Source organism: Oleiharenicola sp. Vm1 (genome assembly GCF_047777955.1).
Taxonomy (GTDB): Bacteria; Verrucomicrobiota; Verrucomicrobiia; order Opitutales; family Opitutaceae; genus Didemnitutus.
On record NZ_CP180537.1, the window covers coordinates 3,117,301 to 3,137,622 of the forward strand.

Annotated in this window: 12 protein-coding genes and 1 pseudogene; 5 read left to right on the forward strand and 8 right to left on the reverse strand. The window is 70.5% G+C overall.

Annotation, left to right across the window (positions count from 1 at the left end):
• Nucleotides 1-80: 80 nt before the first annotated feature.
• A complete protein-coding gene (smc, locus tag ACMYLB_RS15075; protein ID WP_415907794.1) occupies nucleotides 81-3,971 on the reverse strand; it encodes a chromosome segregation protein SMC in 3,891 nt (1,296 codons plus the stop codon).
• Nucleotides 3,972-4,243: 272 nt separating this feature from the next.
• Between smc and ACMYLB_RS15080 the strand changes: the two genes are divergently transcribed.
• From ACMYLB_RS15080 to ACMYLB_RS15090, 3 genes are all read left to right on the forward strand, one after another.
• Nucleotides 4,244-5,626 carry a hypothetical protein gene (locus ACMYLB_RS15080; RefSeq protein ID WP_415907795.1) on the forward strand — a complete coding sequence of 461 codons (1,383 nt, stop codon included), beginning with the start codon at nucleotides 4,244-4,246 and terminating at the stop codon, nucleotides 5,624-5,626.
• On the forward strand, nucleotides 5,623-5,874 hold the full coding sequence (locus ACMYLB_RS15085) for a hypothetical protein (protein ID WP_415907796.1): 252 nt from the start codon (nucleotides 5,623-5,625) through the stop codon (nucleotides 5,872-5,874). The genes ACMYLB_RS15080 and ACMYLB_RS15085 overlap by 4 nt, the downstream gene beginning before the upstream one ends.
• A 162-nt stretch (nucleotides 5,875-6,036) precedes the next feature.
• The gene (locus ACMYLB_RS15090; protein ID WP_415911095.1) at nucleotides 6,037-7,407 is read left to right on the forward strand and encodes a DHA2 family efflux MFS transporter permease subunit; all 1,371 of its coding nucleotides are present in this window, start codon (nucleotides 6,037-6,039) and stop codon (nucleotides 7,405-7,407) included.
• A gap of 31 nt (nucleotides 7,408-7,438) precedes the next feature.
• Here ACMYLB_RS15090 and ACMYLB_RS15095 read toward each other — a convergent pair whose 3' ends face one another.
• Nucleotides 7,439-7,873, reverse strand: coding sequence for a GNAT family acetyltransferase (locus tag ACMYLB_RS15095; RefSeq protein WP_415907797.1), 435 nt, complete (start codon nucleotides 7,871-7,873; stop codon nucleotides 7,439-7,441).
• A gap of 116 nt (nucleotides 7,874-7,989) precedes the next feature.
• Between ACMYLB_RS15095 and ACMYLB_RS15100 the strand changes: the two genes are divergently transcribed.
• On the forward strand, nucleotides 7,990-8,667 hold the full coding sequence (locus ACMYLB_RS15100; protein WP_415907798.1) for a histidine phosphatase family protein: 678 nt from the start codon (nucleotides 7,990-7,992) through the stop codon (nucleotides 8,665-8,667).
• Between the two features lie 77 nt (nucleotides 8,668-8,744).
• On the opposite strand, the gene ACMYLB_RS15105 is transcribed toward ACMYLB_RS15100, so the two are convergent.
• The 6 genes and pseudogenes from ACMYLB_RS15105 to ACMYLB_RS15130 all read right to left on the reverse strand — a co-directional run bounded on the left by ACMYLB_RS15105 (nucleotide 8,745) and on the right by ACMYLB_RS15130 (nucleotide 19,585).
• Nucleotides 8,745-10,181, reverse strand: a complete 1,437-nt coding sequence (locus ACMYLB_RS15105; protein ID WP_415907799.1) for an FAD-binding oxidoreductase — start codon at nucleotides 10,179-10,181, stop codon at nucleotides 8,745-8,747.
• A gap of 80 nt (nucleotides 10,182-10,261) precedes the next feature.
• A complete protein-coding gene (locus ACMYLB_RS15110; RefSeq protein WP_415907800.1) occupies nucleotides 10,262-13,735 on the reverse strand; it encodes an MFS transporter in 3,474 nt (1,157 codons plus the stop codon).
• Nucleotides 13,736-14,032: 297 nt separating this feature from the next.
• Complete coding sequence (locus tag ACMYLB_RS15115) at nucleotides 14,033-14,707, reverse strand: hypothetical protein (RefSeq protein ID WP_415907801.1); 675 nt, start codon at nucleotides 14,705-14,707, stop codon at nucleotides 14,033-14,035.
• Nucleotides 14,708-14,930: 223 nt separating this feature from the next.
• Nucleotides 14,931-15,707 (reverse strand): annotated as a pseudogene (locus ACMYLB_RS15120) (AAA family ATPase); the annotation flags it as partial.
• Nucleotides 15,708-15,813: 106 nt separating this feature from the next.
• Nucleotides 15,814-17,919 (reverse strand): elongation factor G, encoded by a 2,106-nt coding sequence (locus ACMYLB_RS15125; protein WP_415907802.1) that lies wholly within the window; start codon nucleotides 17,917-17,919, stop codon nucleotides 15,814-15,816.
• 133 nt (nucleotides 17,920-18,052) lie between these two features.
• Nucleotides 18,053-19,585, reverse strand: coding sequence for a sigma-54-dependent transcriptional regulator (locus ACMYLB_RS15130; protein WP_415907803.1), 1,533 nt, complete (start codon nucleotides 19,583-19,585; stop codon nucleotides 18,053-18,055).
• Nucleotides 19,586-19,736: 151 nt separating this feature from the next.
• Here ACMYLB_RS15130 and ACMYLB_RS15135 point away from each other — a divergent pair, with 151 nt between their 5' ends.
• A complete protein-coding gene (locus ACMYLB_RS15135; protein ID WP_415907804.1) occupies nucleotides 19,737-20,312 on the forward strand; it encodes a hypothetical protein in 576 nt (191 codons plus the stop codon).
• Nucleotides 20,313-20,322: the final 10 nt, after the last annotated feature.

Below are 20,322 nucleotides of genomic sequence, written 5' to 3' on the forward strand. Positions count from 1 at the left end.
GCGCCGCCCGCGCGCAAAAAGCCCGCGGCACCGCGGGCTCGGGGCAAGAGCGGGAGCCGCGGCCGCGGCGCGGGCGCGCCTTACGCCTCGACCGGGCGCGGCTTGGCGTTGCGCACGGCGTCGGCGACGGTCGTCGGCAAGGCCTCGGCCTCGCCGCTGACCTTGTCGAACTTCATCGAGAGCGTGCGCGACACGCCGCGCTCCTGCATGGTGACGCCGTAGATCGCGTCCGCCGCGGCGATGGTGCTCTTGTTGTGCGTGATGATGATGAACTGCGAGCTGTCGACGAATTGCTTCAGCAGGTTCGTGAAGCGGTGGATGTTCGACTCGTCGAGCGGCGCGTCGAGCTCGTCGAGCAAGCAGAACGGCGACGGCTTCACCATGTAGAGCGCGAAGAGCAGCGCGACGGCGGTGAGCGTCTTCTGGCCGCCGGAGAGGAGCGTGATGCCCTTCAGCTTCGTGCCCGGGGGCTGCGCCACGATCTCGATGCCGCTCTCGAGCGGATCCTCGGCCGTGACGAGCTCGATCTCCGCGCGGCCGCCGCCGAACAGGATGTTGAAGGTGTAGGCGAAGTTCTTGCGGATCTGCTCGAAGGTGACCTTGAACTGCTCGAGCGAGGTGTGGTTGATGTCGTCGATCGCCTTGAGCAGCGCCGCCTTCGCGTTCGTCAGGTCGTCGACCTGGGTCTTGAGGAACTCGTAGCGCTGTTTCAGCTCCGAGTATTCCTCGATCGCCACGAGATTGACCGCGCCCATCGAGCCGAGGCGCTGGCGCAGGGCGTCGACCTCGGACTTGACCGCGGTCCAGTCGGTCTGCTCGAGCGCCGCGAGATCGGCCTCGGTCGCCTCGCCCTTCTCCTTCTTCTTGCGGCGGCGGGCGGTTTTCGCGGCCGCTTCGGCGGCCGGCGCAGCGCCTTCGGCGCCGGGGGAGACAACGGCCCCGGTCTCGGCGGCCACGACCGGCTCGGCCGGAGCGGCGGCGGGCAACGCCTTGGGCGGTGCGCCGTCCTCCGGCTTCGGGGCCGCGTTCTCGTCCTCTTCGTCGAGGTCGAGATCCTTCATCCCCTCGGGCTCGTCGTCGGCGTGCCAGAGCAGCTGCTTCCAATCGAGCGTCGAGACATCGGTCTGGAACTCGTGCGTCACCTCCTCGACGAGGAACTGCACCCGGGCGCGCGTCTCGGCGACCTTGACCTCGGTGCGGGAGAGTTCGGACATCGCGCTCTCCGCCTCGGTGCGGATCGAGCTCATGCCCGACTCGACGCCGTTGATCTCGGATTCGATCGTGGTGAGCTCGTTGCGGACGGATTCGACGTTCTGCTGCGCGACCGCGAGCGTGGTGGCGATTTCCTCGGCGCGCGCGCGCTGGCCGGCCGACTCGCTCTCGAGCTGGGAAATCTGCTCGGTCCAGGACTCGATCTCGATCTGGCGCTCGTCGTGCAGGTCGGCGAGCTGGACGCGGCGGCGCTCCATCTCGGAGAGGCCGCGGTCGAGCACCTCGACCTTCTGGCGGCGCTCGGCAAGCTCGAGGCGAGCCTGGGCGAGGGCTTCCTTCTTCTGGTCGCGCTCGGCGCGCTTGCCGGAAATCTCGGCCTCGGTCTGGGCGATCTTCTGCTTCTGCGCCTCGACCTCGGCCTGGGCCTCGGCGAGCTGCGCCTGCGCCTTGGCGTGGCGGGCGAGCGCCTCCTGGTGGTCGCGCTGGAGATTGCCGAGCTCGTTCTGCATGCGCCCGAGGCGGTTCGCCGCCTCGTCGTGCGCGCGCTGGGCGTTCTTCTCCTCGGTGTGGAGCGCGGCGGCGTGCTGCGACGCGGCGAGGACGTCCTTGCGCTTCTGCTCGAGGTTCTGCTCCGCCTCGGCGAGCGCGGCGTTCAGCTTCTCGATCAGCGCCTTCTGCTCGTCGTGGGCGGCCTGCTCGGTCACGACCGCCTTGCCCGTCTCGCGCAGGTCGACTTCGCGCTGCACGATCGAGTTGGCCGGCTTCTTGTGGTGGCCGCCGTAGATCAGGCCGCGGCGGTCGACGAGGTCGCCCTTCGGCGTCGCGACCATGAGGAAGCCGAACGCGGGGTTGGTCTTCCAGTATTCGAGGAAGGCCGCGAGGTCGTCGGCGACGTAGCACGCGGACAACAGGGCCGCGGCCGGGTGCGTCGCCTCGAGATTGGCCACCGCGTCCGTCGCCGGCTTGAGGCCCGCGGGCAGTTCGCCGTTGGCGGCGCCGTTGGCGAAGCCGGGCACCTGCAGGCACACGCTGCCGATCTGGTCGGTTTCGAGCTGGGCGAGGATCTTCTTCGCGGTGTCGACGTCGGCGACCGAGATCGCCTCCACCGACGAGCCGAGCAGCGCCTCGACCGCCTTCGCGTATTCGGCGCGCACTTCCAGGCCCTGCGTGATGGGGACGAATTTCTGCTCGCCGAACAGCGCCGAGAAACGGCCCTGGAGGATCGCCTTCGCGCCCTCGCCGAAACCCTCCCACTTCTCGTGGAGCTGCTGGAGCAGCTTCAGGCGCGCGGTCTTCTGCGCGAGATTGCGGTCGATCTCCTGCAGCTTGCGCTGGCCCTCGCGGAAATTCTGCGTCGCCTGCTGGAGCGCCACCTGCGCGGCCTGCGCCTCGTTGTTCTGGCGGCTCTGCTCGGCGCGGGCCTCCTCGACGCGCGTGCGCGCCTCGTTCAGCGCCTGCGCGGCGGCCTCGACGTTGCGGCGGACCTCCTCGAGGTCGGCGGCGACCTGGTCGTATTTGTGCTGGCTGGTGCGGGCGTCGACCTCGAGCGAGGAGCTCTCGGTGATATGGCGCGCGACGGCGCTCTCGAGCTGCAGCAGGTGAAACTTGTCCTGGCCGAGCGCCTGCTCGACGCGCGTGAGCTCGCCCTCGAGGACCGCCAGCTCGCGGTTCCGCTCCTGGAACACCGCGTCGGAGCTGCCGAGCAGCGAGAGCTGCATCTGCTTGTCCTGCGCGCCGGTGTCGACCTGCGAGGCAAGTTCGCGGATCTGCATCTCCAGCTCGCCGAGATCCTCGTTGGCCGAGGCGAGGCGCTCGGCGAGGCCCTGGCGCTTCACGTGCGCCATGTTGGCGGCGTTGTCCGCCTGCTCACGCTGCGAGCGCAGGTCGAAGACCGCCTGCTGGGCGTCCTGCACGCGCTGCATGAGCGCGGAGCGGTGCGCCTTGCGCTCGTCGAGCGCGCGGGTGCGCTCCTCGAGCGTGCTGCGGCGCGTGTCGGCCTCGCCGCGCAGGCCGCTGACGCGGCCCTCGAGGTCGGCGAGCGCGGTGGAGAGCTGGCGCCAGTGGTAGTTGCCGTGCGCGAGGGCGAGGTGGCGGAGGCGGAAGCTGAGGCGCTTGTAGCGCATGGCCTTCGCGGCCTGGCGGCGGAGCGAGCCGATCTGGCGGGCGACCTCGTTGATGACGTCGGACACGCGCGCGAGGTTCTGCTCGGTCAGCGTGAGCTTGTTCATCGCCTCGCGGCGCTGCGCCTTGTATTTCGTGATGCCCGCGGCCTCCTCGAACACCACGCGGCGCTCCTCGGGCTTGGAGGACAGGATCTGGTCGATCTGGCCCTGGGCCATGATCGAGTAGCTCGTCCGGCCAATGCCGGTGTCCATGAAAAGCTTGTGGATGTCCTTCAGGCGGCACGGCTGGCCGTTGAAGAAATACTCGCTCTGCCCGTCGCGGTGGACGCGGCGCATGATCTCGATCTCGTGGAATTCGCTGCCGAGTGCCTTCTCGCACTCGGTCAGGTGCAGCGCGACCTCGCAGATCTGCGACGGCTTGCGCGTGTCCGCGCCCTCGAAGATCACGTCCTGCATCTTGCCGCCGCGGAGCGCCTTCGCGCTCTGCTCGCCGAGCACCCAGCGGATCGAGTCCGCGATGTTGGATTTTCCGCAGCCGTTCGGGCCGACGATGGCCGTGACCCCGGGTTGGAAGTTCAGGGTCGTCTTGTCGGCGAAACTCTTGAAACCGTGGAGCGTAAGCGCGCGGAGATGCATTGAGCGGAAACCGAAAAAGTGAGCGGTCGCCATTCGGCGGGGCAACGGAAAAAACACCGGCGGGCGGACAAGATATTCACACCGAAAAACCTCGCGTTTTGCCGCGCCGTCGGCTCGGGCGCCGCGCGGACGGCGCCGCCGCGGGCCCGCCGGACGAACGGAAATTCGCGGCGCGAGCTGCAACCTCGCGCCGCTCCAGGCGTCAGAGGGAGCGAACGATTTTTCTCCCCTTGCCCACATCCAGCGCCCGCGCCCCTTCGTCCCGTCCTTTCGTGCGTTCCTCCCTGCTGCTCGTCGGCGGGGTTTGCGCCGCAGCGATCGCCGCGCGCGCGTGGCTGCAATTCGGCACGCCGCTGGCGCCGGGCATGAACGGTGCCTACTACTTCGTCCAAGCGCGCGCGCTGCTCGAGACGGGACGGCTGGGGATACCCGACCTGCCGCTGACCTTCTGGCTCCAGGCCGGCCTCGCCCGCGCGATCGCGGTGCTGACCGGCTGGCCGCAGGACGACGCGATCGTGTTCGCGGTGAAACTCGCCGACTCCGTGCTGCCGCCGCTCGCCGCCCTCCCCGTCGCGTGGCTCGCGATCCGCTGGCAGCGCGACGCCGCGCGGCCGTCCTGGCTGGCCGTGCTCGCCCCGGCCGCCGTCGTCTGCGCCAGCGCCGCCCCGCTGTCGATGACCGGCGATTTCCAGAAAAACTCCCTCGCGCTCGTCTGGCTCGCCGCGACCGCGTGCGCCGCCCACGGGTTTCTCGCCGCGCCGAGTCCGGGCCGCGCCGCCGCCGCCGTGGCCTGCCTCGCCCTGCTCGGCCTGACCCATGTCGGCGTCCTCGGCGCCGCGCTGGTGTTTCTCCTCGTGCTGGTCGCGACGGCGGCCGTCACCGCGCCGCCGCCCGTCCGCCGGCGCATCGGGCTGGTCGCGCTCGCCGGGGCCGCGACGCTCGGCGGCGCGGTGGCGATCACCTCCCGCTACGACGCCGAGCGCGTGCAGCGCCTCTGGCGCGCGCTCACCGCGCCCTCGTCGGTCGTGAGCGACCGCCGCGGCCCGGGCGGACCGGGCTTCGGCCCGCCGCCCGGCTTGGCTCCGGCCGAGTTCCGGTCCGACGCGGCCAACGCTACGGCGCCGGTTCGCCCCGGTCCGCCGCCCGGGCTGGGAGTGCCGGGGTTCCCGGGCCGGCCCGGCGCGCTGCGCGGTCTGCCCCGTGTGCTGTTCCTCGGCGTGGGACTCGGCGCACTGGCCCTCGCGCTCGTCCGCCGGCGCACGCTGCCGCCGGCGGATTTCGCCGTCGTCGTCGCCGCCGGCGTCAGCGCCGCGATCCTCGGGGGTGGATTCTTCGAGGAGCAGAAGGCGCAGCGCCTGATGCTCATCGCCCTCGTGCCGGCGGCGCTCGCGGCCGCGTTCCTGCTGGCGCAGACCCGGCGCGACCTGCCGCGCGCCATCGCCGGCGGGCTCGTGCTCGCGTTCGCCCTCGGCAGCGGCGCGCTTTACGCCGCGCGCGGCGCGCGCCCGGTCATCACCGCGGCGCAGCAGGCGGAGCTGCGCTCCTCGCGCCGCTGCTCGCGCGACCGGAGCGGACGCTGGTCGTCGCGCATCACGGCCTCGAGTGGTGGACGGCGTGGACGCTCCGCACGCACATCGCGCAGCCCAGCGCGGTGAGCCGCGAGGACTGGCAGCGCTACGAGCACGTGTTCTACCTCAGCGAGAAGGCCGGCCACGGCCGGCGCGACGGCTTCGGCGGTCCGCCGGGATTCGGTCCGCCCGGACTGGGACCCGACGGCGGCGCGCCGGAGGACGCCGTGGCGGTGCACGAGGGCCCGCTGTTCACGCTTGCCCGCGCGGACGCGGCGCCGGAGGACCAGCCGACCGACGCCGAGGTCGCGCAGGAGCGTTTGAAGCGCAAGTGATGGCTTCAGTGCCCGGCCGTTTAAGCGGGCTACTGTCGGTCCGCCTCGCTTGCGCCGGCGCGGAACGCCCGTTTGCTCGGCAGCGTGAACAACGCGCTTGATCCAGTCCGGCTCGCCGAGACCAAACGGTTTCTGCCCTGGATCGTCGCGACCGCGCTGTTCATGGAGAATCTCGACGCGACGATCCTCAACACCGCGGTCCCGACGATGGCCGCCAGCCTGCAGGTCGCGCCGCTGAGCCTGAAGTCGGTGCTCACGAGCTACACGCTGTGCCTCGCCGTCTTCATCCCGATCAGCGGGTGGATGTCGGACCGCTTCGGCACGTGCCGCGTGTTCACGTGGGCGGTGTGGTGCTTCTCCCTCGGCTCGCTGCTGTGCGGCGTGGCGGTGAACATCCCGATGCTGGTCGCGGCGCGCGTGCTCCAGGGCATCGGCGGCGCGATGATGACGCCGGTCGGGCGCATCGCGCTCGTGCGGACGTTTCCCAAGTCGGAGATGATGGCGGCGATGAACTTCGTCGTCATCCCGGCGCTCATCGGCCCGCTGCTCGGGCCGTTCGTCGGCGGCCTCATCGTCCACTGGCTGCCGTGGCGCACGATCTTCTTCCTCAACCTGCCGTTCGGCTTGCTCGGTCTCTGGCTGGTGAAGCGCCACATGCCGGACTTCCGCGACCCGCAGGTGCCGGCGCTCGACCGGACCGGCTTCCTCCTCTTCGGCAGCGGCATCGCGCTGCTGTCCTACGTGCTCGAGGTGTTCGGCGAGCATTCGATGCAGACCGGCTCGGTGCTCTTCATGCTCGCCGTGGCCATGGTGCTGCTCGGCGGCTACGCGTTGCACGAGAGCCGCGAGGAGCACCCCGTGCTGAGGCTGGCGCTGTTCCGGACACGGACCTTCAACGTCGCCGTGCTCGGCGGCATCATCACCCGGCTCGGCGTGGGCGGCATGCCGTTCCTCCTGCCCCTGCTCTACCAGCTCGGCCTCGGTTACGCGCCGTGGCAGGCCGGCCTGCTGACGATGCCGCAGGCGCTCGCCGCCATCCTGATGAAGATGATCAGCCAGCGCATCCTCGGGCGGTTCGGCCACCGGCAGGTGCTGATCACGAACACCGTGCTCTTCGGCGTCACGATGATGATTTTCTCGACCGTGGACGGCGACACGCCGCTGGCCGCGATCCTCGCGCTGGCGTTCACCCAGGGCTTCTTCTCCGCCCTGCAATTCACGAGCATGAACTCGCTCGTCTACGCCGACATCCCCGACCGCGAGGCCTCGATGGCCACGAGCATCGCGAGCACGGCGCAGATGATGGCGCTGTCGTTCGGTGTCGCGATCGCCTCGCTCTGCGCCGCGTGGTTCCTCGGCGGCACGCCGCAATCCGACCGCGCGCAGCTGATCCCGGCCCTGCACAAGGCCTTCCTCGTCCTCGGCAGCCTCACGGTCATTTCGTCGCTCATGTTCTGGCGCCTGCACCCGGACGACGGCAACAACGTCAGCAACCGGCCGCGCGCGGGCGAGGACGAGGCGGTCGCCGCCTGACGGCGGAAAACCTCCGGCGCCGGGGCGCGCCTCAATCCCGCTCGAGGCGCTTGCCGAGGCTGATCGCGCCCTCGACCGCGAATCCGATCCGCTCGTAGAACGCGATCGCGACGGTGTTGTCCGGGCGCACCTGGAGATTGATCTTCGGGCAACCGGCCGCGCGCAGCCGCGCCTCCGCCTCCGTCATCAGGCGCCGCCCGAGCCCGCCGCGCTGGAGCGCGGGCGCGACACCGAGGTAGTTGATCCAGCCGCGGTGTCCCTCGTAGCCCGCCATCACGGTGCCGACGATCTCGTTGCCGCGCGCGGCGACGAGGAACCACTCGGGATTCACCTGCAGCTTCCGGGCGATGTCCTTGTGCGGATCGTTCTGCGGCCGCGTCAGCCCGCACGCGCGCCACAGCTCCACGACCGCGACCGTGTCGGCAGCGTTGAACGGGCGGATGACGATGGTCTCGGAGTCGGACATGGGATGCGCCGCGGATTGCACGGGCGAACGCGGACGAAGGCAAGCGGCGCGATGCGTCATCGCCCGCCGGAGAAATCCCCTCGCCTCGCGGCCATCGCGCGCGGCATAGTTCCTCCATGCGCTTCCCCGCCCTGATCGCGTGCCTGCTCCTCGTGTCCACCGCTCTCTTCGGCGCGTCCGCGGAGCCCGCCGCCCGGACGCTCTACCTCGTGCGCCACGGCTTCTACGAGGCCGTGAAGAACGGCGACGAGAAGACCGTCATGGGCCTCAACGCCACCGGGCGCGCGCAAGCCGAGCTCCTCGCCGTCCATCTCGCCGCGCTGCCGGTGCGGTTCGCCGCCGTCACGAGCAGCGAGTTCACGCGCGCCCGCGAGACCGGCGACATCGTCGCGGCGAAGCTCGGCCTGCCCTGCGCCCGCGACGGCGCGCTCAACGAGTGCACTCCGCCCGGCGCCGGCCTGGCCGCCGAGAAGATCGACGCCGGCGCCGAGGCGCAGCTGGAGCGCGCCTGGCAGCGCTACGCCCGGCCGGCCGAGGGCGCGGCCCGGAGCGAGATCCTCGCCTGCCACGGCAACGTCATCCGCTGGTTCGTCTGTCGTGCGCTCGGCGCCGACACGCACGGCTGGACGCGGATGGAAATCGCCAACTGCTCGATCACGATCATCCAGTTCCGCGCCGACGGCAGCGTGAAGCTCCAGGCCTTCAACGACGTCGCCCACATCCCGCTCGCGCAGCAGACTTGGAGCGGGCGCGGTCCCGGCTGGCCGCTGCCGGCGCAGGCGAAAAGCCACTGAGGTCGCACGAACGGCGCGCGTCGGGGAAAACCGGGGCGGCCGCCGGCGATGCCGTGCCAGGGCGCCCGCCCGCAGCGTCACTTGTGATCCCAGGGGAACGCGACCTGCAGCTTCGGGAATTTCCAGATGCGCACGGGCTCGAACATTTTCCCCGGGTTGCAGATCCCGCGCGGATCGAGCGCGCGTTTCACCGCCTGCATCGCCTTCACCTGCGCCGGCGAATGCTGGAGGCGCAGGAACGGCGTCTTGGCCAGGCCGATGCCGTGCTCGCCGGAGATCGCGCCGCCGAGCGCGACCACGGTCTCCATCAGCTCCTGCACGGCGTCCTCGGCGCGCTTCGCCTCGGCCGCGTCGGCGCGGTGATACATGATGTTCACGTGGAGATTGCCGTCGGCGAGGTGGCCGAAGGTGGGGATGGCGAGCTTCGCGCGGCGCTTCAGGCCGGCGAGGAAGCGCGCGAACTTCTCGTAGCTGCGCATCGGGACGACGATGTCCTCGTTCAGCTTGGAGTCGCCGAGCTCGAACATCGCGCCGGAGCACTTGCGGCGCACGGCCCAGAGCTGCTCCGCCTCCTCGCGGCTCCGCGCCTCGCGGAAGCCGAGCGAGTGCGCCTGCGCCCAGGCGAGCACGGTCGCCTTCACGTCCGCGATCTCGGCGGCGCCGCCGGCGAACTCGAGCAGGATCACCGGGCGGCCGGCCTGGCCGGGGAAGATCGTGGTCTGCATCGCGCGCTCGGCGCAGACGACGCTCTCGCGGTCGAGGAACTCGCAGATCGCGGGCAGCACGCGCTGGCGGAAGAGCGCCTTGGCCGACCGCAGCGCGGTCACCTCGTCGGCGAACGACGTCAGCAGCGTCCAGCGCGCGGCCGGCTGCGGCAGGAGCTTGAGCACGGCGCCGGTGACGATGCCGAGCATGCCCTCGCTGCCGATCCAGAGGTCGCGCAGGTTGAAGCCCGCGGAGAACTTCTTCGTCGCCGTGCCCCACTCCACGAACTCGCCGGTGGGCAGGAAGCCGCGCAGCGCCACGACGAAGTCGCGCGTCACGCCGTATTTCCCGCCGTGCATGCCGCCGGCGTTGCAGGCGATGTTGCCGCCGATGGTGCAGTAGGCCTTCGAGGACGGATCGAGCGGGAAAAACCAGCCGAGCTTCGCCGCCGCCTCCTGGATCGCCTGCGTCGTCGCGCCCGCCTGGGCGGTGGCGAGGCCGGCGTCGGCGTCGATCGCGATCTTGTTCAGCGCAAGCATGTCGACCACCCAGCCGCCGCGCACCGGCGCCGCCGAGCCCATGAGCGTCGTGCCGCGCCCGCGCACCGTCACCGGCACGCGGTGCCGGTTGGCCAGCGCGAGGACGACGCCGATGTCCGCCTCCGCGCGGGGGCGGATCACCGCCGCGGGCAGGAACGAGACCTTGCTGCTGTCGAACGACGCGGCGAAGCGTCCCTGGTCCGAGACGTCCACGCGCGCGCCGAGGCGGCGCTGCAGTTCCCGGGTGGCGGCGGCATATTTCTCCTTCATGGGAGGGCAACGCATACGCACGCGCCCGGGACGGCGCAAGCGCCGCGACCGTCAAGGTGGGGCACTGTGCCGGCCGCCGCTCAGCTCTCCGGCGCGCCCTTGGTCAGCTCGATCGCCAGCGTGCGGCAGCCCTTCAGGTCGGTCTTGCCGGTGCCGAGCATCGGGATCTTTTCCACCCGGCGGATGATGCGCGGCACCCAGAGATTGGGCAGGCCGGCCTCGAGCAACCGGGCGCGAACCTGCTCGGCCGTGACCTCCTCGGTCGTGAGCAACACCAGGGCCTCGCCCTTCGCCGGATCGGGCACGCCGGTGACGACGGCGGTCGGACCCTCGTGCTGGTCCCAGCCGAACAGCTCCGCCACGCGCGCCTCGATCGTGCCGTGCGGCACCATCTCGCCGCCGATCTTGGAGAAGCGGGAGAGGCGGCCCTCGATGTAGAGGAAGCCGTCCTCGTCGAGGCGCCCGAGGTCGCCGGTCACGAACCATTGCCCGTCCTTCAGCGCCGTCGCGGTCTTCTCGGGGTCCTTCAGGTAGCCGGGGAAAACGTTCGCGCCCTTCAGCCAGAGCATGCCGGTCGAGTCCATCGGCAGCTCGGCGCCGGTGTCCGGGTCGACGATGCGCGCGGTCATGCCGGGCATGAGCCGCCCGACCGAGCCGGCGCGCTTGCCGTCCTGGTGCTCGGCGGTCGAGGTCGTCACGGGCGGATGGTGCTGGTTCACGCTCGCCACCGGCGTCGTCTCGGTGAGGCCGTAGCCCTGCAGGATCTCGATGCCGAACTGCTGCAGGAATGCCTCGTAGAGGTCCATCGGCAGCTTCTCCGCGCCGGTGACGACGAGGTCGAGCGAGGCCAGTTCCTCCTTCGTCGCCTTTTTGAGGAACGGCCGCACGAAGGTCGGCGCGCCGACCATCACCGTGGCCTTTTCCTGATGGATGGCCTCGACGATTTTCCGCGTGTCGAGCGGGCTCGGCAGCGTCACCACGCGACAGCCGCGCAGGATGGGATACCAGACCGTGACGGTGAAGCCGAAGGAGTGGAACACCGGCAGGCAGCCGATGATCGTGGCCGAATCGGGCAGGATCGAGAGCGAGGAGATCTGGGCGCAGTTCGAAAGGATGTTGCGGTGCGTGAGCACGACGCCCTTCGGCTCGCCCGCGCTGCCGCTGGTGAAGAGCAGGCCCGCCTCCGCCTGGTCGCCCATGCGCGGCAGGCCGAGCAGGTCGGCGATCCACTGGTTGGGCAGCAGGTAGGCCGCGACGAGCCACGGCAGGATCGCCTTCTTGCCGCCCATCGCCTCGACCGTCTGCTTGAAGTCGAGCGTGTTCTCCGGGAAGGGGAAGTTCGGGATCTTCGCCCGCATGGCGTCCGCGCTGATGACGGTCTTGATCTCGCCGATGCGCAGCGCCGCCTCGACCGCGGCGCGGCCGACGGTGAAGTTCAGGTTCACCGGCGTCTTGCCGGCGCAGGCGACGGCGAGGTTGGCGATGTGCGCGCCGGCGCCGGGCGGCAGCACGATGCCGACGCGCTGCTCGGGGATGTGCTTGCGGATGTAGCGCGACATCGCAGCCGCGACGGCGAGCAGCTGCGCGGCCTTGACCGGCCGGCGCTCCGCGGTGCGATCGATCAGCTCGATGTGGCGCGGGCGCTTCGCCAAGGCGCGCACGCACTCGCGGGCGACATGGCGCTTGAGCGACGGGCGCTCCTGGAACGCCTCCTCGCCGAGGTCGAGCAGCGCGCGGCGGGCGGTCGCGACGCTGATCTCCGCCGGCGGGATCGTCTGGCCGAAGAGCACGCAGACGTGCGTCGGCATCAGGCGCGGCGACTTCCAGAGGTATTTGTTGCCGGCGAAGGAAAACACCGAGCCCCACAGGCCGTCGATCACCGCCGGCACGACCGGCGCGTGCGCCTGCCGCGCGATGGTCTCGAAGCCGCGCTTGAGCAGCATCAGCTGGCCGGTGCGCGAGATCGCGCCCTCGGGGAACACGCAGACCAGCTCGCCGTCCTGGATGGCGTCGACCGCGAGGCGGATGCCCTTCATCGGCTTGTCCGGCGCGACCGGGATGACGCCGGCGGCGCGGAACAGGTAGCGCACGACGCGGCTCTTGGCCAGGCCGGCGAAGGCCACGAAGCGGATCGGGCGCGGCGAGGCGATCTGGAGCACGACCGCGTCGACGTAGCTGAGGTGGTTGCAGACCAGCAGCGCGCCGCTCGAGGGGATGTTCTCCAGGCCGCGCGCCTTCACCCGGTAGAAGAACGGTCCGAAGAAGCGCATGACCGTGCACACCGTCTGATGCGGCAGGTGGTAGAGCGCATAGACGGTCATCGCCGCGGTGATCGCCGCCAGCACCACGAGCTGCGCTGCGGGCGACAACGCCAGCGCGCGGTCGGCCGCCAGCACCCCGTAGAGGCCCGATGCCGCCAGGCCGACCGAGCTGTCGAGCAGGCTGACCCCGGCAAGCACGCGCCCGCGGCGGTGGTCGCCCGCACTCTTCTGCACGAACGCATACAGCGGCACGAGGAACAATCCCGACGAGAAGCCGGCGCCGATGAGCAGCGCGGTGAACGGACTCCGGCACAGCGCCGCGGGCGCCAGCGACGCCGGCGGCGTGGCGATGCTGAGCGCCGCCAGGCAGCCGCAGAGCAGCACGCCGCCGATCGGCGCCAGCCCCATCTCGATGCCGCGTCGCGAGAACAGGCCGGCGGAGATGTTGCCGATCACGGTGCCGACGCCGACCAGCAGCAGCATCGTGCCCTGCACCGCCCCGGTCATCGCGCCGCCGTGCTGCTGCTCGAACGCGACCTGCGGCAGCAGCAGCGAGATGTAGCCGCCCATGCCGTAGAAAAAGCAGATGCCCATCGCCACCCGCCACAGCGGCTTCTCGCGCCAGACTTCCGCCACATCCGCGAAATGCCGCACCCACAGGCGTCCTGAGAACGGCTCGCGCGACTGCGCCGGCGTCGGCCGCGTGAGCTGGAAGAACGCCCAGGCCAGCACCGACAGGCCGCCGAGCAGGAGTGCGACGTTCTGCGCCGCCGCCCAGGGCGCGGCGCCGCCCGCCAGCCAGTGCGAGAACAGCGCGCTGCCCGCGAACGAGCCCGCGAGGATCGCGCTGATGTTGGCCATCTCCATGTAGCCGACGAAGCGCGAGAGCTGCTCCGGGCCGACGTATTCCAGGATGATGCCGCGCTTCGCCGGCGAGAGCACCGCCGTCTGCACCGAGAGGAGAAAGAAGCAAAACAGCGCTCCGCCGAAGGACTGCAGCCACGTCGCCGCGATCAGCAGTCCGACCACGACCACCTGGAGGATCAGCGCGGCGTTGAAGACGCTGCGCTTCGAGAACCGGTCCGAGAGCCACCCGCACACCGGGCCGAAGGCGATGTAGGGCAGCACGAGCAGGCCGCTGATCAGGAAGACGACCACCTTGGCGTCCCAGCCGGTCGATTGCGCGAGCTGCTGCGCCAACGCGATCAGCATGAACTTCGCCGCGCAATCGTTGAAGGTGACTTGGGCCTGGGCGGTGACCAGCGCCGCAAGCGAGACACGGGGTGATTTCATTCTGGGGAGCGGCAAGAGCTGAGCGACTGCCCGTGTTCGCCGCAAGCCTGCGCTGGCCGCGAGGGGCGAGATCGCGTCCGTGGCCGGCTCGCTTCTCCAGAGCCTCGCTCCCCGCCGGAAGCCGACCTCCGGGTGCGCGCGTTTGCCGGCGCGGGGGAGCGGCCCTGACGGCGGCCGCATTCCGTCCGAGGGCGTCCAACGATTTTCACCCGAACGGCACGCCGTCGTCGCGTGGACATCGCTGGCCAACGCCGTCCTCCCGCCCGGCCGGTGGTTGGAACGCCGCCGCGCCCGCCGCTAGGCCGGACGGCGGTCGCCGCCGCCGTTGGCCGGGACCGGCTCCGCCCACGCCCGCAAATCCCGCGCGAGCGCGCCGAAGCCGTGGGGAAAATCGTTCTCGAGCCGGCGCACGTCGCCGCGATGGCGTGTCACCTCCTCGAGCGCGCGCTTGATCTCCCACGGCAGCGAGGGGCGCGTCGTGCCGTAGACCCGGGCCTTGAGGTCGCGGCGCGAGAACGGCGCGACGCCGCTCGCCTGCCCCGCCATCCACGCCGCCTCCGTGACGTCCGCCTCGCGTCCGCAGAGCAGCCACGCCTCGATCGCCGGCACGGCGAGCCCGATGGCGCGCAGCGGACCGCGCCGGCCGTGCGCCGGCGGGAGGTTCTTCAGCGTGCGCCGGAACGCCGCCCGGAGCCGGCAGATGCGGCACAGCGGGTGGTGGTAGCCCGGCGCCTCGTGCTCCGCAGTGTGCACCGGGGAATCGTCGGAGTCGCACACGACGACCAGGCCGTGCGCATCGGTGTTGAAGTGCAGGTGGCGCAGGATCGGCGGCAGCACCTGCTCGACCGACGGCCAGCCGCGCGCGCGCAGCGAGGGCGTGATCAGCGCGAAATCGCGGCCGAGCACGTAGCCGACGAGGACCTTGAGCGCCGCCTCGTCCGCGGGCGACTCGCTGAGGATCGCGAGCTTCATGCCTCGTCCGGCGTGCCGCCGAGGATGCCGCTATACCAAAGGTCGCCGAGGCTGGATTCCCCAGGAGTTCGCGCAGGTCCTGGCGCTCGGACAGGCGCTCGAAGGTCGCGGCGCGCCCGTGCTTGTTCGCCAGCACCACCTCCTCCGGGTGCTCCTTGAACAGGTCGAGCAGGTAGGGCGAGTGCGTCGTGGTGATCACCTGCACCGGCGCGCGCGTCTCGCCGAAATCCTGCGGGTAACTCAGGCGGTAAAGCGCGTCGCGGACCTCGCGCAGCAGCCGCGGATGCACGCCGCGGTCGGCCTCCTCGAGGCAGACGACCGCCGGCGGCTGGGGTGTGAACGCCAGCGTCAGCACGGCGAGCAGGTAGAGCGTGCCCTGCGAGAGCGCGTCGGCCGGCACGGCATCGCCGTTCACGCGCGCGAGCAGCTCGACGCTGGCCGCGTCGGGGTGGCGGAACTCGAGGCCCTTGAACTCGGGCACGATGCGGCGGAACTCCGCCTCGAGCCGCTCGAGCGTCTCGGGCGTGTGCTGGCGCCAATCGGCGAGCACGGCGGCGAGATTGCCGGCGTTGGAGGCGAGCTCGCGGCCCTCGTCGTCTTTCGCCGGCACGGCCATGGCGTAGTGGTCGAAGAGGAAGCCGCGCATGGTCAGCAGGCGCGCGCGCAGCCGCTCCCAGAGCCGCTCGCCCTCGTCGCCCGGCGGATGCCGCACCACCAGCGTGTCGCAGACCAGCTCGTCGCGCGCGCAGGCGGAGACGACGCGCAGCCCGTCGAACGGCGGCCGGAAGCGGAACTCGATCTCCGGGCCGCCGGCGCGCGTATGCGCGAGCTCGTGCGTGTGCGCCGCCGGAAGCGCGGCGAGCGAGCGCAGGCGCATCAACGCCTGGATCAGGCTGGTCTTGCCCGAGCCGTTGGGCCCGATGACCAGGTTGAACCGCTCGAGGTTCGCGGTCGCCGACCGCAGCGCCTTGAAGTTCTTGAAGTGGACGGAGGCGATCACGCGGCCCAAGCTAGCCCATCCGGTCCCGGGCTCCAGCTTGGAGTGCGGACGAAAAGGGCCGTCGCGGACGACGGCCCTCGGGGAACGGGACAGCGCGGGCGGCGCGTCAGTGGTGGGCGTGGGCGGAGTTACCGGCGGCGCGGGCCTTCTGGTATTCCTCCACGTGCTTCTTCTCCTGGTCGCCGGGCATCTCCTCGTAGTGGCTGAACTTCTCGGCGTGCATGCCGCGGCCGCCGGTGAGCGAGCGCAGCACGGTGCCGTAGTGGTAGAGCTGCGCGGCGGGCACGGAGGCCTTGATGATCTGGAGGCGGCCCGCGACGTCCATGCCGAGGATCTTGCCGCGGCGGCCGGACAAATCGCCGACCACGCGACCGACGAACTCCTCGGGCACCTTGATCTCCAGCTCGTGGATCGGCTCGAGCAGCACCGGCCGCGCCTGCGCGAAGGCCTCGCGGAAGGCGAAGTAGCCCGCGATCTGGAATGCGATGTCCTTCGAGTCCACGGGGTGCATCTTGCCGCCGTAGAAATCGATCTTCACGTCGGTCACGCGGTAGCCCGCGTGGATGCCCTCGCTGGCGGCGGTCTTCATGCCCTTCTCGACCGAGGGAACGAACACGCGGTCGACGTCCTGGCCGACGAGCGACTCCTCGAACTCGATGCCGCTGTCGCGCGGGCCGGGCTCGATGCGCATCCAGACCTCGGCGAACTGGCCGGCGCCGCCGGTCTGCTTCTTGTGGCGGTAGCGCGCCTCGCCCTTGCCCCGGATGGTTTCGCGGTAGCGGATGCGCGGCGGCTCGAGCGAGACGTCGACCTTGTAGCGGCGCTTCAGGCGCTCGAAGAGCACCTCGAGGTGCAGCTCGCCCTGGGCCGAGATGATGAACTGGTGCAGCTCGGGATCGGTGTGATACTCGAACGCGCGGTCCTCCTCGTGCAACGCGGCGAGGCCGGCGGCGAGTTTTTCCTCATCGCCGGGGGAGTTGAGTTTCAACGCCGCCTGCGTGTAGGGCGTCGGGTAGGTCACCTTCGGCAGCGCGACGGCGTGGCGCACGTCGCAAAGCGTGTTGCCGGTGTGCGTGTCCTTCAGCTTCACTGCCGCGCCGATGTCGCCGGCGGTGAGCTGGTCGACGGGCGTGCGATTCTTGCCGTTGAGGCGGTAGAGCTGGCCGATGCGCTCGGCGACGCGCCGCTCGCTGTTGTGCAGCTCGGAGCCGCCCTTGATCGTGCCGGAGTAGACGCGGAAGATCGACAGGTCGCCGCTCTGCGGGTCGGTGAGCGTCTTGAAGACGTAGGCCACGGGCTCGGTCCCGTCGAGGCGCACGAGACAGGGCGAGCCGGTGTTGGTCGCGACCGCGCCGACGGTCTGGCGGTCGTCGGGCGACGAGCCGTATTTCGCGATGAAGTCCATCAGGCGCGCGACGCCGACGTTGGTCTCGGCCGACGTGACGAGCAGCGGGATGAACACCTGTTTCTGGATCGCGGGATGGATGCCGTTGCGCAGGACGTCCTCGGAGAGGCCGCCGTCGTTGAAGAACTTTTCCAGCAGCGTGTCGTCGCTCTCGGCGATGTGCTCGATCAGCTCCTTGTGGAGCGTGTCGACCTTCTCCTTCCAGACGCCCGCGGCCGGCTCCTCGGTGTATTTGCCGGACTTGTCGGCAGCGTAGCTGCAGACCTCGCTGCGGAGCACGTCGAGCACCTGGTGAAAGCCCGGGCCCGCGTCCATCGGCACCTGCATCGGGAAAACGCCCTGGCCGAAGTGCTCGCGGATCTCGGCGAGGACGGTGTCGAAGTCGTATTTCTCCTTGTCGAAGCCGTTGACGACGATGAGGCGCGGGATGCCGAACTGGCCGGCGTAATCCCACATGAGGTCCGCGCCGACGCCGACGCCGCTGCCGGCGTTCACCACCAGGAGCGCGAAATCGGAGACGTGCAGCGCATGGATCGCCTCGCCGGCGAAGTCGAGGTAGCCGGGCGTGTCGATGAAATTGAAACGCCGCCCCTGCCATTCGCAGTTGAGCGGCGTGCCGTGAATCGAGATGTGCCGCTGTTGTTCGCCCACGTGGTAGTCGGACACCGTGGTGCCTTGGGCCACGCTGCCGAGCCGTTGAATCGCACCGCCGCAGAGCAGCATGGCCTCGGCAAGGGTCGTCTTGCCGGCTGTAGCATGCCCCACGATGGCGAAGTTCCTGATGTCTCCAGGACGAGTGCCATTCATAAGGTTGGGTCTCCTTTTTTGAGGCCGACCCGGGCGGGTCGCGCCGTTGGGTTGAGGGAGCCACAAACTAGCCGGACGCTCCGCCGGGTAAAGCGCCAAGCCGCCGCGGAAATTGGCGGGAGGTGCGCGCCGATTACCGGGCGCCGAGCCGCGCCTTCACCGTGCGCCGGTCGAGGTCGAGCCGGCGCGCGGTCTCCTCGATGTTGCCGCCGGCCTGGGCGTGCACGTGGCGCGTGTAGCGCGCGAGCAGCTCCTCCGCGGTGAGACGGCCGCGCGCGATGATCGCGTTCCAGTCCTCGCTCGCCGGCTGCGCCAGCGGGCCGGCCGGCGCATACGTGCCGCGCAGGATCAGGTTGCGCACGCACTGCTCGAGCTCGCGGGTGTTGCCCGGCCAGGCATAGCCGGGCCCGAGGTGGCGCTCGATCCAGGCGGCGATCGCCGGCGTCACCTCGTCGGCGTGGGCCTCGCCGACCTGGCGCGCCACGAGGAAGCGCACGAGCGGCGCCAGCTCCTCCGGCGCCTCCTGCAGCTGCTCGTGCAGCGACGGGGTGCGGATCTGGTCCGAGCACAGCCGGTAATAGAAATCCTCGCGGAACTCGCCCGCGCGGATCGCCGCGGTGAGGTCGCGATTGGTGGCCGCGATGATCTTGCCGCGGAACTGCCGGACCTTCGTCTCGCCCAGCCGCTGGAAGGTCCGCACCTGCAGCACGCGCAGCAGCTTCACCTGCAACGCCGGCGCGACCTCGCCGATCTCGTCGAGGAACACCGTGCCTTCCGCCGGACAGGTCTCGAGCCAGCCGGCGTGGTCGGCCAGCGCGCCGGTGAACGCGCCCTTGCGGTGGCCGAAGAGCTCGGACTCCACCAGCGTGGGCGAGAGCGCGGAGAGGTTGAGCGGGTAGAACGACTCCACGAAGTCGCTCGCGAAGGCCGAGAGCTTCGGGTCGAACGGGATGTAGCGCGCCAGCGAGATTGCGCGGGCGACGAGCTCCTTGCCCGTGCCCGACGGACCGGTGATGAGCGTCGTGAAGTCGTGCATCCGCGCCCAGAACACGCGGCGATACAACTCGAGGTCGCGCGTGAAGACCGACTCCCAGATCGCCGCCCGCAGCCGCACCGACGCGGGCGAGCCGCCGACGAGCGAGCGGTGGATGTGGTGGAACGCGCGCCGGATCTGGAACAGGCAGGCGAAGAGGTGCGCGACCGGATTCTCGGCCAGGGTCGGCACGCCGGCGAGGCCGAGCAACCGCTCGCACTCGCGCTGGAAATCCGCGTAGAAACCGATGCGCCGGCCGGCCGCGCCGTTGCCCTCGAGCGAGGCGCGGATCACCTCGTCGAACCGCGCGCTAAAACGCAGGTAGAGGCCGAACAAGACCAGGTTCGCATACAGCCGCGCATCGTCCGCCGCGACGCGCGCCTCCCGCGGCCAGCGCGCGGCTACCGTTTCGATCAACTGCGCCGTGCGCTGCTCGATCAGGACGAGGTTGGGATGCGGCTGCGGCGACGGCGCGAGACGGTTCCACTCGGAGCCGCTCGCCACGAAATCCCGCCCGAGCGCCCGCCGCTCCCACTCGATGCGCTCGGCCGTGAACGGATTGCCGAAGCTCAGGCTCTGCACTGCCCGGGCGAACTCCCGCTGCTCGGCTGTGAATGGACGGTATTCTGGCATCTGGTGATATCCAGTTAGCAATTTTTGCCAGACAAAGTCAACGACCGCTCTACCGGAGAAATCGTAATCATTTGATTACCAACATCACCGACCGATGAGGCGGCACTTGGCACGGCCGAGGCGTTAAGGAGCAGCAACTCCCTCACCCGCCATGACCACCCGCCTCCCCACCCTCCTCGCTCTCGCGACCCTGACCATCGCCCCGGCCTTTGCGGCCGACACCGCGACCCCGACAAGCCGTCCGACTCCGCGTTGGGGACTGCGCGACGCGCCGCGTCTGCTGACTCCGACGGGACTCGTCGCCATCGCCCGCGATGAGGTCCGCTGCGGTGTCGTCAACTTCCGCCAGGACCTGCGCGACCTCCGCGCCGGCGAACCCGAGGCGCTGATCAAGGCCGGCTTCACCGGCGCGCGCCTCGCCGGCGTCGACGGTGGCACGATCGCGCTCACGCGCTTCACCTACCACGTGATCGTCTCCGATCCGCTGGCACCGAAGCCGCGGCTCGACGAGGCGATCCCGGCGCAGCTCGCCGCGACCCCCGACCGCACCTTCCGCTGCGCCGTGAAGGCCACTGCGCGCCATGCGGTCACCGGCACGAATGTCGCCGACGCCGTGCGCGGCGACTTCACCAGTCAGGCGCTCGACCTCGTCCCGGCAACGCTCCGCTCGATCCGGCACGTCGTCACGCGCCCCTTCGCCGCGCCGGACGTAGCCGCCAAGTCCTGATCAACGCCCC

Coding starts and splice junctions, on each gene's coding strand:
- smc (WP_415907794.1), bottom strand. CDS start 3,971: ATGCATCTCCGCGCGCTTACGCTCCACGGTTTCAAGAGTTTCGCCGAC.
- ACMYLB_RS15090 (WP_415911095.1), top strand. CDS start 6,037: ATGGAGAATCTCGACGCGACGATCCTCAACACCGCGGTCCCGACGATG.
- ACMYLB_RS15095 (WP_415907797.1), bottom strand. CDS start 7,873: ATGTCCGACTCCGAGACCATCGTCATCCGCCCGTTCAACGCTGCCGAC.
- ACMYLB_RS15100 (WP_415907798.1), top strand. CDS start 7,990: ATGCGCTTCCCCGCCCTGATCGCGTGCCTGCTCCTCGTGTCCACCGCT.
- ACMYLB_RS15105 (WP_415907799.1), bottom strand. CDS start 10,181: ATGAAGGAGAAATATGCCGCCGCCACCCGGGAACTGCAGCGCCGCCTC.
- ACMYLB_RS15110 (WP_415907800.1), bottom strand. CDS start 13,735: ATGAAATCACCCCGTGTCTCGCTTGCGGCGCTGGTCACCGCCCAGGCC.
- ACMYLB_RS15115 (WP_415907801.1), bottom strand. CDS start 14,707: ATGAAGCTCGCGATCCTCAGCGAGTCGCCCGCGGACGAGGCGGCGCTC.
- ACMYLB_RS15125 (WP_415907802.1), bottom strand. CDS start 17,919: ATGAATGGCACTCGTCCTGGAGACATCAGGAACTTCGCCATCGTGGGG.
- ACMYLB_RS15130 (WP_415907803.1), bottom strand. CDS start 19,585: ATGCCAGAATACCGTCCATTCACAGCCGAGCAGCGGGAGTTCGCCCGG.
- ACMYLB_RS15135 (WP_415907804.1), top strand. CDS start 19,737: ATGACCACCCGCCTCCCCACCCTCCTCGCTCTCGCGACCCTGACCATC.